This is a genomic window from Streptomyces thermospinosisporus (assembly GCF_039526425.1).
In the GTDB taxonomy this organism is placed as follows: Bacteria; Actinomycetota; Actinomycetes; order Streptomycetales; family Streptomycetaceae; genus Streptomyces; species Streptomyces thermocarboxydovorans.
On the sequence record NZ_BAAAIZ010000008.1, the window covers coordinates 113,738 to 129,340 of the forward strand.

10 protein-coding genes are annotated in these 15,603 nt (G+C 69.7%); 6 read left to right on the forward strand and 4 right to left on the reverse strand.

Translation table 11 applies throughout. From position 1 onward, the window contains the following. Position 1: 1 nt before the first annotated feature. Positions 2-673, forward strand: coding sequence for a response regulator (locus tag ABD207_RS03520; RefSeq protein ID WP_344009941.1), 672 nt, complete (start codon positions 2-4; stop codon positions 671-673). A 123-nt stretch (positions 674-796) separates the two neighbouring features. Here the strand turns inward: ABD207_RS03520 and ABD207_RS03525 are convergent, their stop codons facing one another. The 4 genes from ABD207_RS03525 to metH form a co-directional block, all read right to left on the reverse strand. Then, positions 797-2,386, reverse strand: coding sequence for an ABC transporter substrate-binding protein (locus ABD207_RS03525; protein ID WP_344009942.1), 1,590 nt, complete (start codon positions 2,384-2,386; stop codon positions 797-799). Positions 2,387-2,453: 67 nt separating this feature from the next. Beyond that, positions 2,454-4,058 carry an ABC transporter substrate-binding protein gene (locus tag ABD207_RS03530; RefSeq protein WP_344009944.1) on the reverse strand — a complete coding sequence of 535 codons (1,605 nt, stop codon included), beginning with the start codon at positions 4,056-4,058 and terminating at the stop codon, positions 2,454-2,456. Positions 4,059-4,501: 443 nt separating this feature from the next. Beyond that, the gene (locus tag ABD207_RS03535) at positions 4,502-5,203 is read right to left on the reverse strand and encodes an HAD family hydrolase (protein ID WP_344009946.1); all 702 of its coding nucleotides are present in this window, start codon (positions 5,201-5,203) and stop codon (positions 4,502-4,504) included. A 142-nt stretch (positions 5,204-5,345) separates the two neighbouring features. Further along, positions 5,346-8,858: a methionine synthase gene (gene metH, locus ABD207_RS03540; protein WP_344009948.1), complete on the reverse strand. Its 3,513-nt coding sequence runs from the start codon at positions 8,856-8,858 to the stop codon at positions 5,346-5,348. A gap of 296 nt (positions 8,859-9,154) precedes the next feature. Between metH and ABD207_RS03545 the strand changes: the two genes are divergently transcribed. The 5 genes from ABD207_RS03545 to ABD207_RS03565 all read left to right on the forward strand — a co-directional run bounded on the left by ABD207_RS03545 (position 9,155) and on the right by ABD207_RS03565 (position 15,584). After that, entirely contained in the window at positions 9,155-9,928 is a 774-nt protein-coding gene (locus tag ABD207_RS03545; RefSeq protein ID WP_344009949.1) for an IclR family transcriptional regulator, read from the forward strand. Between the two features lie 358 nt (positions 9,929-10,286). Further along, complete coding sequence (locus ABD207_RS03550) at positions 10,287-11,081, forward strand: MIP/aquaporin family protein (RefSeq protein ID WP_344009950.1); 795 nt, start codon at positions 10,287-10,289, stop codon at positions 11,079-11,081. A gap of 59 nt (positions 11,082-11,140) precedes the next feature. Next, positions 11,141-12,679 carry a glycerol kinase GlpK gene (gene glpK / locus ABD207_RS03555; RefSeq protein WP_344009951.1) on the forward strand — a complete coding sequence of 513 codons (1,539 nt, stop codon included), beginning with the start codon at positions 11,141-11,143 and terminating at the stop codon, positions 12,677-12,679. 9 nt (positions 12,680-12,688) lie between these two features. Beyond that, positions 12,689-14,311 carry a glycerol-3-phosphate dehydrogenase/oxidase gene (locus ABD207_RS03560; RefSeq protein ID WP_344009952.1) on the forward strand — a complete coding sequence of 541 codons (1,623 nt, stop codon included), beginning with the start codon at positions 12,689-12,691 and terminating at the stop codon, positions 14,309-14,311. A gap of 286 nt (positions 14,312-14,597) precedes the next feature. Continuing rightward, complete coding sequence (locus ABD207_RS03565; protein WP_344009953.1) at positions 14,598-15,584, forward strand: PAC2 family protein; 987 nt, start codon at positions 14,598-14,600, stop codon at positions 15,582-15,584. Positions 15,585-15,603 lie beyond the last annotated feature (19 nt).

Sequence of the window (15,603 nt, forward strand, 5' to 3'; positions counted from 1 at the left end):
CGTGGCCATCCGCGTCCTACTGGTCGACGACCAGCCGCTGCTGCGTACGGGCTTCCGGATGATCCTGGAGGCCGAGCAGGACATCGCGGTCGTCGGCGAGGCCGGTGACGGCCTCCAGGCCCTTGACCAGGTGCGTGCCCTGCAGCCCGATGTGGTGCTGATGGACATCCGCATGCCGCGGATGGACGGGGTGGAGGCGACCCGGCAGATCACCGGCCCGGAGCGGAACGGCCCGGCCAAGGTGCTGGTGCTGACGACGTTCGACCTGGACGAGTACGTGGTGGAGGCGCTGAAGGCGGGGGCCAGCGGCTTCCTGCTGAAGGACGCCCCGGCCAACGAGCTGGTGCAGGCGATCCGGGTGGTGGCGGCCGGTGAGGCGATGCTGGCCCCGAGCATCACGCGGCGGCTGCTGGACAAGTACGCGACGCATCTGCCCTCGGGCGAGGAGCCGGTGCCGGACACGCTGCACAGGCTGACCGACCGTGAGGTCGAGGTGCTGAAGCTGGTGGCGCGCGGCCTGTCGAACGCGGAGATCGCGGCGGATCTGTTCGTCAGCGAGACGACCGTGAAGACGCATGTGGGCCATGTGCTGACCAAGCTGGGCCTCAGGGACCGGGTGCAGGCGGCGGTGTACGCCTACGAGAGCGGGCTGGTGCGTCCCGGCACGCAGTGACCCCGGCTCGGCGTGACGGTTCGAGTCACAACGAACCTGACAGGGCGTCGAAACAGAACGGATCAGGGCGCCCCTTCCCGTACGGAAGGGGCGCCCTGCTGCCGTTGCCGGGCCGTGGCCCGCTCAGACCTCGCTCTTGCTGATCTCCCAGAAGCGGAAGACGGTGGAGGCGTCGAGGCAGTACTCGAGCCCGGCGACGCCGTCGCGGACGACGGCGTACTGCTTGCCCTGCCACACCGGGAGGACGGGCAGTTCGTCGGCGACGATGTCCTGCAGCCGGCCGAACTCCTGGTCGGTGGCGGAGCGGTCGCCCTCGGCGGCGGTGCTGGGGATCAGCATGCCGGTGATGGTGTCGTTCTCGTAGTTGTTGTTCAGGACGTTGCCCTTGCCGAAGAAGGGGGCGGTGAAGTTGTCGGCGTCGGGGTAGTCGGGCACCCAGCCCTTGACATAGACGCCGTACTTGCCGGCCTCGATGTCCTTCTCGTACTGCTCGAAGTCGACGGACTTCATCTGGGCGTCGAACAGGCCGGAGTCGTTGAGCTGCTTGGCGATCGTGGCGAGTTCCTGGTCGGTGGCCGGGCCGTAGCGGGACGGGGTGGACCAGAGGGTGAGCTTCACCTTGCCGGTGATGCCCTCCTCGGCGAGCGCCGCGGCGGCCTTGGCCTTGGAGGGGCGGTCGCCGTAGGTGTCGAAGAAGGCGGTGTTGTGGCCGCCGATACCGGCCGGGATGATCGAGTACAGCGGGGTGGCGGTGCCCTGGTAGACGTCCTGGATCAGGGCGTCGCGGTCGAGCAGATGGGCGATGGCCTTGCGCACGCCCAGCTTGCCGGTGACCGGGTGATCCATGTTGAACACCAGGTGCTGGACCTCGGCGCTGCTGCCCTCTATGACCTCGATGGCGCCGGTGCCGTCGTCGGACTTCTCCAGGTCGGAGATGGCCTCGGCGGTGAGGCCTCGGTAGGCGACGTCGACCTCGGCGTTCTGGACGGCCTGCTTCAGGGCGTCCTGGTCCCCGTGGAAGAACCTCAGCGTGACGCCGGTGTTCTTGGGCTCGACGGTGCCCTTGTAGTGCTCGTTGACGGAGAAGACGGCTTCCTTGTCGGTGAAGGAGTCCAGCTTGTAGGGGCCGGAGCCGACCGCCTTGCCGTCCTTGCGCAGCCCGTTGGCGTCGTACTCGCGGTGGTTGACGATGGAGCCGGCACCGGAGGCGATCTTGCTCGGGAAGGTGGCGTCGGGCGTGTTGAGGCGGAAGACGACGGTCTTGTCGTCCGGGGTCTCCACCTTCTCCAGGCTCGGGAACATGATCGCCGGGCCGTCGGGGTCGTCGATCTTCAGCATGCGGTCGAAGGAGAACTTGACGTCCTTCGAGGTGAGCGGGTCACCGTTGCTGAACTTCAGCCCGTCCTTGAGGGTGCACGTGTAGACCTTGGTCCCGGTGCCCTGGAACGAGCATTCCTGGGCGGCCTCCGGCTGCGGCTCGGTGGCTCCCTTGGGGAAGCTGAGCAGCGACTGGAAGACGTTGTTGAACAACAGCCAGGAGCCCGGGTCGTAGCCCGAGGCGGGGTCGGTGGCGAGGACGTCGTCGGACATGCCGACGACGACGTTGTTGCCGTCGTCCCCCGAGTCGCCGTTCTCCGATCCGCAGCCGGTCAGCAGGCCGGAGGCGAGTACTGCCACGATCGGCAGGACCCGCCACTGGTTGCGCAGGTTCACGTGTGTGCCTTGTCGTTCGTTGCTTCGGATCCCGGGCCACGTCCTCGCCCGGGACCAGGACGGTCCGTCAGCCGCTCACTCCGCGGCCGAGCTCCCACAGCTGGAGCGTGGAGGAGGAGTTGAGGGCGTAGGCGGTGCCGGTGATGTCGCCGCGGGCGGCGACGTACTGGTTGCCCTGCCACAGGGGCAGGACCGGCACGTCCTCGGCCACGGTGTTCTGCATCGCCGTCAGGCTTCCGGCCGCGGAGAGCCGGTCGGCCTGGCGGCGCGACTGGGGAATCAGCTTCTTCTGGATCTCGGCGTTGGAGTACGGCGAGTTGAGGAAGTTGTCCTCGTCCAGGAAGGGAGCGAGGAAGTTGTCGGCGTCGGGGAAGTCGGGGAACCAGCCCATTCCGTAGACGTCGTACTTGCCCTTGAGCTCGGCGGGGCGGAACGTCGACCAGGGCTCGCCCTCGATGCCGACCTTGAACAGGCCGCTGTCGTTGAGCTGCTTCTGGAGCTGCTCGAACTCCTTCTTGGTGGCCGGTCCGTAGTGGTCGGTGGTGTAGTGCAGCGTCACTTCGACGGGCGTGGAGATGCCGGCCTGCTCCAGCAGGGCGCGGGCCTTGGCGGTGCTGGGCTCGCCGTACTTGTTGAAGAACGAGTTGGAGTGGCCGGTGACGCTGGCCGGGACCAGGGAGAACAGCGGCTCGGCCTGGCTGCCGTAGACCTTGGAGACGAGTTCGCCGCGGTCGACGATCTGGGCCATGGCCTGGCGGACGGCCTTGCTCTTCGCCGGTCCGGCCTCGGTGTTGAAGCCCAGGTAGTGGATCTCCAGGCCGGGCAGCTCGACCAGGTCGATGTCGTCGTCGGCGTTGCCGGAGAGCTCCTTGATCTGCTCGGGCGACATCGTGCGGCTCATGACGTCGATGTCGTTCTTCTCCAGCGCCTCGCCCATGGCGTCGGCGCTGTCGAAGGAGACCATCACGACCTTCTCGTTGTTCACCTTCAGAGCGCCCTTGTAGTCGGGGTTCTTGGTGAAGGTGGCGCGGACCAGCTCGTCGTTCTCGGCCTCGATGTCCACGGTGTAGGGGCCGGAGCCGTCGACCTCGAAGCCCTCGCGCAGCTTGTCCTTGGCGTAGTCGTCCGGGTCGACGATGCCGGCGACCGGGGTGGACAGCTTGTACGGGAAGGTGGCGTCGGCGGTCTTGAGGTGGAAGATGACCTCGCGGTCGCCCTGGGTCTCCACGGTGTCGATGGTGGACAGCAGGGCGGAGACGCCGCTGTCGGCCTTCAGGGAGCGGGCCCGGTCGATGGAGTACTTCACATCGGCGGCGGTGATGGGGTCGCCGTCGGCGAAGGTCAGGCCGTCGCGCAGGGTGCAGCTGTAGCGCTCGTTGCCGGCGTCGGTGAAGCCGCAGGACTCGGCCGCCTCGGGCACGGGTTCGCCCTCGCCGCGCGGCTGGACCATCAGCGTCTGCACGGTCTGGCGGAGGATGTTCCAGGTGTCCACGCCGTAGGCGTAGGCGGGGTCCAGGGGCGCGGGCGTCTCCTCGGAGGCGGTGAACCGGTCCGTGGTGCCGACGACGATCGCGTCGCCGTCGGTGCGCCCGCTCTCGGTGTCACCACAGGCGGCGAGCACCGGTGCGAGCAGGCCGAGTGCGGCCGCAGGCACCAAAGTCTTCCGGTTCATGCTCGGGTTTCTCCACAGCTGTCGACTCCGTGTATCCGGCATGCAGGGGTGGCGCAGCGGACCACGGCGTTGGGGCGATGTTCTCGCGATGAGATTAGTCCGCACCCGCAGAAGGGTTCGCAGTCACCGGAGTTGGGCCCTCATCACGCAGCGGAACCGGGTGTGAACGCATCGGTAAAGGTGCCCCGGGAAGGATTCGTACAGCCGCCACCCAATCGGGACACAAGGGCGCACCCGCGACCGCCGAAAAGGGGCGGACGGCACATGCCGCCCCCGTCGTCGACCCCCGTGAACGTGGTGAAAATCACAGCAAAAACAGGGTCGGTGGTACTGGAAATCATCCGCGGTTGAGCGGCCGAATTTCCTCGTACAGATGTGCTGACGGCCACGGAGTGTTCGGGTGGAAATTACTACGCAAGGCCGGTTGCACGCTGGGTGAACGGTCAGAGCATTTCCGTCATCAGGCCATGCAGAAATGACAGGTTCACGACTTCCAGCGAGGGAACGACGGTACGGCCGGCAGCCGGCATGATCGGCGCGACGGAGGGCACGGCCACGACCTGGCAGCCGGCCGCCTCGGCGGAAGCCACTCCGGTCGCGGTGTCCTCGACGACGGCGCACCGCATCGGGTCCACGCCCAGCCCGGCCGCGGCCGCCAGGTAGGGGTCGGGGTGCGGCTTGGTGCGCGGGACCTCGTCGCCCGCGACCGACAGCGCGAAGTGGTGCGAGCCGAGGACGGACAGCACGCGGTCGATGATGCGCCGGTGGGAGGCGGAGACGAGCGCCGTGGGGATCTCGTACTCGCGCAGTTCGGCGAGCAGCCGGGCGGCGCCGGGCATCAGCGGCAGGGCCTGGCCGATGCGCTGCTCGAATCCGTCGTTGAGCAGCACCGTGAGTTCTTCGAGGGAGATGTCGGCACCGGTCGCCTCGATCAGGAACCCCGCACTGCGGGTCATCGGCCCGCCGACCACGACATGGCGCCAGGATTCGTCGAGGGTGTGGCCGAGGGAGGCGAAGACCTCGCACTCGACGTCCCACCAGAAGCCCTCGGTGTCCACCAGCGTGCCGTCCATGTCGAGGAGCACGGCCTGCAGGGCGGAGCCCTCGGCCGTCCGGGTACCGAGCGCGGGGACCGTACTGGTCATCCACGTACCTCCTTCACAGGGACGATCAGGCCGGTTCCCCATGCGGGAACCGGCCTGCAGTGGACCGACCAGTGTACGTCGTGGGCCGGACGAACGCCTCTTGTCCCGCGCCGGGGCCCGCTGACGGGGCCCCGGCGCGGTCTCAGCGGGCGTTGAAGTACTTGGCCTCCGGGTGGTGGATCACGATGGCGTCGGTGGACTGCTCGGGGTGCAGCTGGAACTCCTCGGAGAGACGGACGCCGATGCGTTCCGGCTGGAGCAGGTCGGCGATCTTGGCGCGGTCCTCCAGGTCGGGGCAGGCGCCGTAGCCGAGGGAGAAGCGGGCGCCCCGGTACTTCAGGGCGAACATGTCCTCCATCTCGGCGGGGTCCTCCCCCGCGAAGCCCAGCTCGGAGCGGACCCGGGCGTGCCAGTACTCGGCGAGCGCCTCCGCGAGCTGCACGGACAGCCCGTGCAGCTCCAGGTAGTCGCGGTAGGCGTTGGCCTCGAACAGCCGCGCGGTCTCCTCGCCGATGCGGGAGCCGACGGTGACGACCTGGAGGCCGACGACGTCCTTCTCGCCGGACTCCTCCGGGCGGAAGAAGTCGGCCAGGCACAGCCTGCGGCCGCGGCGCTGGCGCGGGAAGGTGAAGCGGGTGCGCTCGTTGCCCTGCTCGTCGAGGATGATCAGGTCGTCGTCCTTGGAGACGCACGGGAAGTAGCCGTAGACCACGGCCGCCTCCAGCAGGTTCTCCCTCTGGAGCTTGTCCAGCAGGCCGCGCAGCCGGGGCCTGCCCTCGGTCTCGACGAGCTCCTCGTAGGTCGGGCCCTCGCCGGTGCGGGCCTGCTTGAGCCCCCACTGCCCCTTGAACAGGGCGCCCTCGTCGATCCAGCTCGCGTACTCCTTGAGCTGGATGCCCTTGACCACGCGGGTGCCCCAGAACGGCGGGGTGGGCACCGGGTTGTCGGTGGCGACGTCGGACCGGACGTGCCCGGCCTCGGGGCGCTCCTCGACCTCGACGGTGGCCGCGCGGACCCGGCGCTGGCGCAGCTCGGGCAGCTTGGCGCCGGGCACGCCGCGCTTGATGCCGATGAGGGCGTCCATCAGGCGCAGGCCCTCGAAGGCGTCGCGGGCGTAGCGGACCTCGCCCTGGTAGAGCTCGTGCAGGTCCTGCTCGACATAGGCGCGGGTGAGGGCGGCGCCGCCGAGGATGACCGGGTACCGGGCGGCGAGGCCGCGCTGGTTCAGCTCCTCCAGGTTCTCCTTCATGATCACCGTGGACTTCACCAGCAGCCCGGACATGCCGATCACATCGGCCTGGTGCTCCTCGGCGGCCTCCAGGATCGCCGAGACCGGCTGCTTGATGCCGAGGTTGACCACGTTGTAGCCGTTGTTCGACAGGATGATGTCGACCAGGTTCTTGCCGATGTCGTGCACGTCGCCCCGGACGGTGGCCAGCACGATGGTGCCCTTGCCGGCCTCGTCGGTCTTCTCCATGTGCGGCTCGAGGTGGGCCACCGCGGCCTTCATCACCTCGGCGGACTGGAGCACGAACGGCAGCTGCATCTGCCCGGAGCCGAACAGCTCGCCGACGACCTTCATGCCGTCGAGCAGCGTGTCGTTGACGATGTCCAGGGCCTTGCGGGTCTTGAGGGCCTCGTCGAGGTCGGCCTCCAGGCCGTTGCGCTCGCCGTCGATGATGCGCCGCTTCAGGCGCTCCTCCAGCGGCAGCGCGGCCAGCTCCTCCGCCTTGCCCGCCTTCAGGGACTTGGCGGTGGCGCCCTCGAAGAGCTGCATCAGCTTCTGCAGCGGGTCGTAGCCCTCGCGCCGCCGGTCGTAGATGAGGTCGAGCGCGGTGCTGACCTCCTCCTCGCTGAACCGGGCGATGGGCAGGATCTTGCTCGCGTGCACGATCGCCGAGTCCAGGCCCGCCTTGACGCACTCGTCGAGGAAGACGGAGTTCAGCAGGATGCGGGCGGCCGGGTTGAGGCCGAAGGAGATGTTGGACAGGCCGAGCGTGGTCTGCACGCGCGGGTGACGCCGCTTGAGCTCGCGGATGGCCTCGATGGTGGCGACGCCGTCCTTGCGGGACTCCTCCTGCCCGGTGCAGATGGTGAAGGTCAGGCAGTCGACGAGGATGTCCTCCTCGCGGATGCCCCAGTTGCCGGTGAGGTCGGCGATCAGGCGTTCGGCGATCTCGACCTTCTTCTCGGCGGTGCGGGCCTGGCCCTCCTCGTCGATGGTGAGCGCGATCAGCGCGGCGCCGTGCTCCTTGGCGAGCCGGGTGACCTGCGCGAAGCGGGAGTCGGGTCCGTCGCCGTCCTCGTAGTTGACCGAGTTGATCACGGCGCGTCCGCCGAGCTTCTCCAGGCCCGCCCGGATGACGTCCACCTCGGTGGAGTCCAGCACGATCGGCAGGGTGGAGGCGGTGGCGAAGCGCCCGGCCAGCTCGCGCATGTCGGCGACGCCGTCGCGGCCGACGTAGTCGACGCACAGGTCGAGCATGTGCGCGCCCTCGCGGATCTGCTCGCGGGCCATCTCCACGCAGTCGTCCCAGCGGCCGTCCAGCATGGCCTCGCGGAACTTCTTCGAGCCGTTGGCGTTGGTGCGCTCGCCGATGGCCAGGTAGGAGGTGTCCTGGCGGAACGGCACCGACTGGTAGAGGGAGGCGGCGCCCGGCTCGGGCTGCGGGTCGCGCTCCGGCGGGGTCACGCCCCGCACCCGCTCCACCAGCCGGCGCAGGTGCTCAGGGGTGGTGCCGCAGCAGCCGCCGACCAGGGACAGGCCGTAGTCGTGGACGAAGGCCTCCTGGGCGTCGGCCAGACCCTTGGCGTCGAGCGGGAAGTGGGCGCCGTCCTTGGTGAGGACGGGCAGGCCGGCGTTGGGCATGCACAGCAGCGGGATGCGCGAGTGCCGGGCGAGGAAGCGCAGGTGCTCGCTCATCTCGGCGGGGCCGGTGGAGCAGTTCAGGCCGATCATGTCGATGCCGAGCGGCTCCAGCGCGGTCAGCGCGGCCCCGATCTCGCTGCCGAGCAGCATGGTGCCGGTGGTCTCGAAGGCCATGGAGGCCAGCAGCGGCACCTCGGTGCCGGTCGCCTCCATCGCCTTGCGGGCGCCCAGGATGGACGCCTTGGTCTGCAGCAGGTCCTGGGTGGTCTCCACGATCAGCGCGTCGGCGCCGCCCGCGAGCAGGCCCTCGGCGTTGGCCTGGTAGCCGTCGCGGATGGTGCCGTAGTCGATGTGGCCCAGGGTGGGCAGCTTGGTGCCGGGGCCGATGGAGCCGAGCACCCAGCGGGTGCGGCCGTCGCGGGCGGCGTGCTCGTCGGCCACCTCGCGGGCGATCCGGGCACCCGCCTCGGACAGCTCGTACACCCGGTCGGAGATGTCGTACTCCGCCATTGCGGTGTGGTTGGCGCCGAACGTGTTGGTCTCGACGCAGTCGACTCCGGCGTCGAAGTACTCGGAGTGGACCGAACGGACGATGTCGGGGCGGGTCAGGTTCAGGATCTCGTTGCAGCCCTCGAGGTTCTGGAAGTCCTCGAGCGTGGGGTCCTGGGCCTGGAGCATGGTGCCCATCGCTCCGTCGGCTACGACCACTCGGGTGGCGAGCGCCTCGCGGAGTTCGGACACACGGGTCCTGCTGTCGGCGGTAGGGGTGGGCGGCAACGAGGCCATGAAAGGGGCTCCCTCAGGTGCGACGGCTGTCGGCTTTGCGCCTGCCCGGAAGTCACGGGGGGACTTCCCCGGCGCAGGCGCACGCCGTCAGGGTATCCGGGACCGCGCCCTGATGTTCAGAGCGTCCACGGGGCGGACGATGATGACCGGCGGCTGCGGCGTGTGCGGCAGTTGAAGCAACGGATCTTGCACGACCATTAGCGAGAGGTCGGCATGGACCGGTAGTGTTCGACATTGCCGAACAGCGGCATCGACGTCGCACGTCGACGCTCGAAGGGGACGGAGGCAGTACGGCGATGGCACGGAACATCCAGTCGCTCGAACGGGCGGCGGCGATGCTGCGGCTGCTCGCGGGCGGCGAGCGACGGCTCGGTCTGTCGGACATCGCCTCGTCGCTGGGCCTCGCCAAGGGCACCGCCCACGGGATACTCCGCACCCTTCAGCAGGAGGGCTTCGTCGAGCAGGACGAGGCCTCCGGCCGCTATCAGCTGGGCGCGGAGCTGCTGCGCCTGGGCACCACCTACCTGGACGTGCACGAGCTGCGGGCGCGGGCGCTGGTGTGGACCGACGACCTGGCCCGCTCCAGCGGCGAGAGCGTCTATCTGGGTGTGCTGCACCAGCAGGGCGTACTGATCGTGCACCACGTCTTCCGGCCCGACGACAGCCGGCAGGTGCTGGAGATAGGCGCCATGCAGCCCCTGCACTCCACGGCGCTGGGCAAGGTGCTCTCCGCCTACGACCCGGTGGCGCACAGCGAGGCGATCGAGGCCGACCGCAAGGCGTTCACCGAGCGGACCGTGTGCGACCTGGACGCCTTCGAGAGCATCCTCGACCTCACCCGGGCGCGCGGCTACGCGGCGGACGTGGAGGAGACCTGGGAGGGCGTCGCCTCCATCGCGGCGCCGATCCACGACCGGCGGCGCATGCCGGTGGGCGCGGTGGGCATCACCGGCGCCGTGGAGCGGGTGTGCCGGCCCGACGAGGAGGGGGCGCTGCGCCCCGAGCTGATCGCGGCGGTGCGCGACTGCGCCCGCGCCGTGTCGCGGGATCTGGGCGCCGGGCGCTTCTGAGCCGGCCCGGCGCGCACGGGGCCACTGCGGGGCACGAGGACCGGGATGCCGTACGGCGTTCCGGCTCCGGCCATACCCTGAGACGGACATATCGGGCACAGGGTGACAGGTTCCACCCGTAGATCAATAACTCACGGCGATCCATAACGATCGCACTTTCGACAACCAGACTCTTGACGCACGTCTTACGCCGGGCAAGACTCCCGTCCATCGGTCGGCATTGTCGAACACCTACCGGCAATACGCGCTAGAGTGTGGCAACGCCAAGGGCCGGCTTCGCTCTCACCCCTCGAGGGCGCCGCTCCCCGGTGGGACCCGGGGGTCGGCTTCCCTGGACGTAAGGACAAAGGAGTCGCGGGTGTCCAGCTCCGACATCTTCATCGGCGAGACCATCGGTACCGCCATACTCATCCTGCTCGGCGGCGGCGTGTGTGCCGCCGTGACGCTGAAGGCCTCCAAGGCCCGTAACGCCGGCTGGCTCACCATCGCCTTCGGCTGGGGCTTCGCCGTCATGACGGCGGTGTACATCGCCGGTCCCATGTCCGGCGCACACCTCAACCCGGCCGTGACCGTGGCTCTCGCCATCAAGGACGGCGAGTGGTCGAACGTTCCGACCTACTTCGCCGGAGAGTTCCTGGGCGCGATGATCGGTGCGGCACTGGTCTGGGTGGCCTACTACGGCCAGTTCCACGCCCACCTCACCGACAAGGAGATCGTCGGCGGTCCGGGGGCGCAGGCCACCACCGCCAAGTCGGTCGAGGCCCAGGAACAGGGCGCGGGCCCGGTGCTCGGCATCTTCTCCACCGGCCCGGAGATCCGCCACGCGGTGCAGAACCTGGCCACGGAGATCATCGGCACCATCGTTCTGCTGCTCGCCGTGCTCACCCAGGGCCTCAACGCCGAGGGCAACGGCCTCGGTGTCCTCGGCGGTCTGATCACGGCGCTCGTGGTCGTCTCGATCGGCCTGTCGCTGGGCGGTCCGACCGGCTACGCCATCAACCCGGCCCGCGACCTCGGCCCCCGCATCGTGCACGCCCTGCTGCCCCTGCCCAACAAGGGCGGCTCCGACTGGGGCTACGCCTGGATCCCGGTGGTCGGTCCGCTGATCGGCGGCGCCATCGCGGCCGGCATCTACAACGTCGCCTTCGCCTGAGCTTCAGTAGAAGCGCCGTACGTAAAGCCCCGTAACCAAGGAACCCCCAGGAGCACACAGTGACCGACGCCCACACCGCCGGCCCGTTCATCGCAGCCATCGACCAGGGCACGACCTCGTCCCGCTGCATCGTCTTCGACCGCGACGGCCGCATCGTCGCCGTCGACCAGAAGGAGCACGAGCAGATCTTCCCCAAGCCGGGCTGGGTCGAGCACGACGCCACCGAGATCTGGACCAATGTGCAGGAGGTCGTCGCCGGTGCCGTGGAGAAGGCCGGCATCACCCGCGACGACATCAAGGCCATCGGCATCACCAACCAGCGCGAGACCACCGTGCTGTGGGACAAGAACACCGGTGAGCCCGTCCACAACGCCATCGTCTGGCAGGACACCCGCACCGACGCCCTGTGCAAGGAGCTCGGGCGCAACGTCGGCCAGGACCGCTTCCGCCGCGAGACCGGCCTTCCCCTCGCCTCCTACTTCGCCGGTCCCAAGGCCCGCTGGCTGCTCGACAACGTCGAGGGCCTCAAAGAGCGCGCCGAGGCGGGCGACATCCTCTTCGGCACCATGGACACCTGGGTCATCTGGAACCTGACCGGCGGTGTGAACGGCGGGCGGCACGTCACCGACGTCACCAACGCCTCCCGCACCCTGCTGATGAACCTGCACACCATGCAGTGGGACGAGAAGATCGCCGAGTCCATCGGCGTGCCGCTCGCGATGCTCCCGGAGATCCGCTCCTCCGCCGAGGTCTACGGCGAGATCAAGGGCGGCAAGCTGGGCGACCTGCTCGGCGGCATCCCGGTCGCCTCCGCGCTCGGCGACCAGCAGGCGGCCCTGTTCGGCCAGACCTGCTTCTCCGAGGGCGAGACCAAGTCGACCTACGGCACCGGCACCTTCATGGTGATGAACACCGGTGACAAGCTGATCAACTCCTACAGCGGCCTGCTGACCACGGTCGGCTACCAGATCGGCGACCAGAAGCCGGTCTACGCCCTGGAGGGCTCGATCGCCGTCACCGGCTCGCTGGTGCAGTGGATGCGCGACCAGATGGGCCTGATCTCCACCGCCGCCGAGATCGAGACCCTCGCGCTCTCCGTCGAGGACAACGGCGGCGCCTACTTCGTGCCGGCCTTCTCCGGCCTGTTCGCCCCGTACTGGCGCGCCGACGCCCGCGGTGTGATCGCCGGCCTGACCCGGTACGTCACCAAGGCGCACCTCGCGCGCGCCGTCCTGGAGGCCACCGCCTGGCAGACGCGGGAGATCGCGGACGCCATGACGAAGGACTCCGGAGTGGAGCTGACCGCCCTCAAGGTCGACGGCGGCATGACCTCCAACAACCTGCTGATGCAGACGCTCTCGGACTTCCTGGACGCCCCCGTGGTGCGCCCGATGGTCGCCGAGACCACCTGCCTCGGCGCCGCATACGCCGCCGGCCTCGCCGTCGGCTTCTGGAACAGCACCGACGACCTGCGCGCCAACTGGCGCCGGGCCGCCGAGTGGACACCCCGCATGGACGCGGAGACCCGCGACCGTGAGTACAAGAACTGGCTCAAGGCCGTCGAGCGGACCATGGGCTGGCTCGAGGACGAGGAGTAAGAACCCGACATGACCACTCAGTCCACCCTGCAGTCCATACCTGCTCTGGGCACGCGCCCGGCCTCCGGCTCGAACCCGAGCCGGGCCGAGACCAGGGAGCAGCTTGCCAAGGCGTCGTACGACCTTCTCGTCATCGGCGGCGGCATTCTGGGCATCTCCACCGCCTGGCACGCCGCGCAGTCCGGCCTCAGGGTGGCTCTGGTGGACGCCGGCGACTGGGCCGGCGCCACCTCCTCCGCCTCCTCCAAGCTGCTCCACGGCGGTCTGCGCTACCTGCAGACCGGCGCGGTGAAGCTGGTGGCGGAGAACCACTTCGAGCGCCGTGCGGTCTCCCGCCAGGTGGCCCCCCACCTGGCGAATCCGCTGACCTTCTACCTCCCCGTGTACAAGGGCGGGCCGCACGGCGCGGCGAAGCTCGGGGCGGGCGTGTTCGCCTACTCCGCGCTCTCCGCCTTCGGTGACGGCGTCGGCCACCTGCTCAGCCCCTCCAAGGCCGCGCAGGACGTCCCCGAGCTGCGCACCGAGAACCTCAAGGCCGTCGCCGTGTACGGCGACGACCAGATGAACGACGCGCGCATGGCGCTGATGACGGTACGGGCCGCGGCCGACGCGGGCGCCGTCGTCCTCAACCACGCCGAGGTGACGGGGCTGCGCTTCACCCGGGGCCGGGTCACCGGCGCCGAGCTGCGCGACCGGCTCTCCGGCGACGAGTTCGGGGTGAACGCCCGGCTCGTGCTGAACGCGACCGGACCGTGGGTCGACCACCTGCGCCGGATGGAGGACCCCAACGCCGCTCCGTCCATCCGCCTGTCGAAGGGCGCGCACCTGGTCCTGAAGCGGACCTCCCCGTGGCGGGCCGCGCTGGCCACCCCGATCGACAAGTACCGGATCACCTTCGCCCTCCCCTGGGAGGACATGCTGCTGCTGGGCACGACCGACGAGGAGTACGAGGGCGACCCGGCCGAGGTGGCGGTCATCGAGAAGGACGTCTCCCAGATCCTCGACGAGGCCGCCTTCTCCATCCGTGACCAGCAGCTGAAGCGCGACCTGATCACCTACTCCTTCGCCGGTCTGCGGGTGCTGCCGGGCGGTCCCGGCGACACCGCGAAGGCCAAGCGGGAGACCGTGGTGACCGAGGGCCGGGGCGGCATGCTCTCCGTGGCCGGCGGCAAGTGGACCACCTTCCGCCACATCGGCCGGACGGTGATGCGCAAGCTGCAGACGCTGCCGGGCCGGCCGCTGGGCGACGACTTCGAGCCGATCGGTTCGCTGCCGAAGAAGCTGCCGCTGCCCGGCGTCGCCAACCCGCGCGCCGTGGCCCACCGGCTGCTGGTCGATCACCCGGCGCCGGGCCCGCGGATGGCCGCGGACACCGCGAAGCACCTGGCCACCCACTACGGTTCGCTGGCCTTCGACATCGCCCGCCTGGCCAACGAGGACCCGGCGCTCGGCCGGCGCATCCACCCGGACGCGCCGGAGATCTGGGCGCAGGTCGTCTGGGCCCGGGACCACGAGTGGGCCGAGACGGTGGACGACGTGCTGCGCCGCCGCACCACCCTGACGATCCGCGGCCTGGCCACCGACGAGGTCCGCGCGGACGTGCAGGAGATCCTGGACAAGAAGCAGGCGTGAGAGCCCGGCTCCCCCGCACGGGAGCCGGTCCGGGGGCGGCCCCTCGCCGACGGGGCCGCCCCTTCGCCGTCCTTGGGGAGGCCGCTCACCACCGGCCCGCACCCGCACGACGCGGGCCGAACTCCGTTCGGGGACGACCGGATTGGCCGGTGCCCGCCACCCGGTGTTTCCGTGCGTCCCGCAGGGGCAGTGATGGGGCACTCCCTCTGCGAGGGGGCTGCGGGCGTCCCCTCCGCACGCCGTAAGGTTGGGGGGTACGTGAGGGCTCGTCGGAAGGAGGCCGTGGGTGATCGAGCTCGAGGGGGTTCCCGAGCTGGTCGACCCGGTCATGGTGGCCGCGTTCGAGGGCTGGAACGATGCCGGCGACGCCGCCTCGACCGCGGTCGCGCATCTGGAGCGGGAGTGGAAGGGCGAGGTGTTCGCGGCGCTGGACGCCGAGGACTACTACGACTTCCAGGTGAACCGTCCCACGGTGTTCATGGAGGCCGGTGTCCGCAAGATCACCTGGCCGACGACAAGGTTGTCGGTGGTCCGGGTCGGCGGTGACAAGCCGCGCGACCTGGTGCTGGTCCGCGGCATCGAACCGTCGATGCGGTGGCGCTCGTTCTGCAACGAGCTGCTCGGTTTCGCCCATGAGCTCGGCATCGAGCTGGTGGTGATCCTGGGCGCGCTGCTCGGGGACACCCCGCACACCCGTCCGGTCCCGATCAGCGGGACCACCTCCGACGCGGACCTGGCCCGCCGGATGGACCTGGAGGAGACCAAGTACGAGGGTCCCACAGGCATCGTCGGCGTGCTGCAGGAGGCGTGCACGCACGCGGGCGTCCCGGCGGTCTCGCTGTGGGCGGCGGTGCCGCACTACGTCTCCCAGCCGCCCAACCCGAAGGCCACGCTGGCGCTGCTCAACCGCCTGGAGGACCTGATCGACGTGCGGATCCCGCTGGGCGAGCTGCCCGAGGACGCGCGCGCCTGGCAGGTGGGCGTGGACCAGCTGGCCGCCGAGGACAGCGAGGTCGCCGAGTACGTGCAGACGCTGGAGGAGGCCCGCGACACCGCGGAGCTGCCGGAGGCGTCCGGTGAGGCGATCGCCCGCGAGTTCGAGCGCTATCTGCGGCGGCGTGACGGCTCCTCGGGCCCGCCCGCGGGCGGGCACGCCACGGCGGACGGCGGGGAGGGACCGTCGTCCTACCGGCGGGACACCCCGGGCGGGCGCACCCGCCCGCCGAAGCCGCCGCAGCAGGACTCCGACGACGAGGAGTCCCCGGAGGACTGACGGCCGGCGACCGATGGCC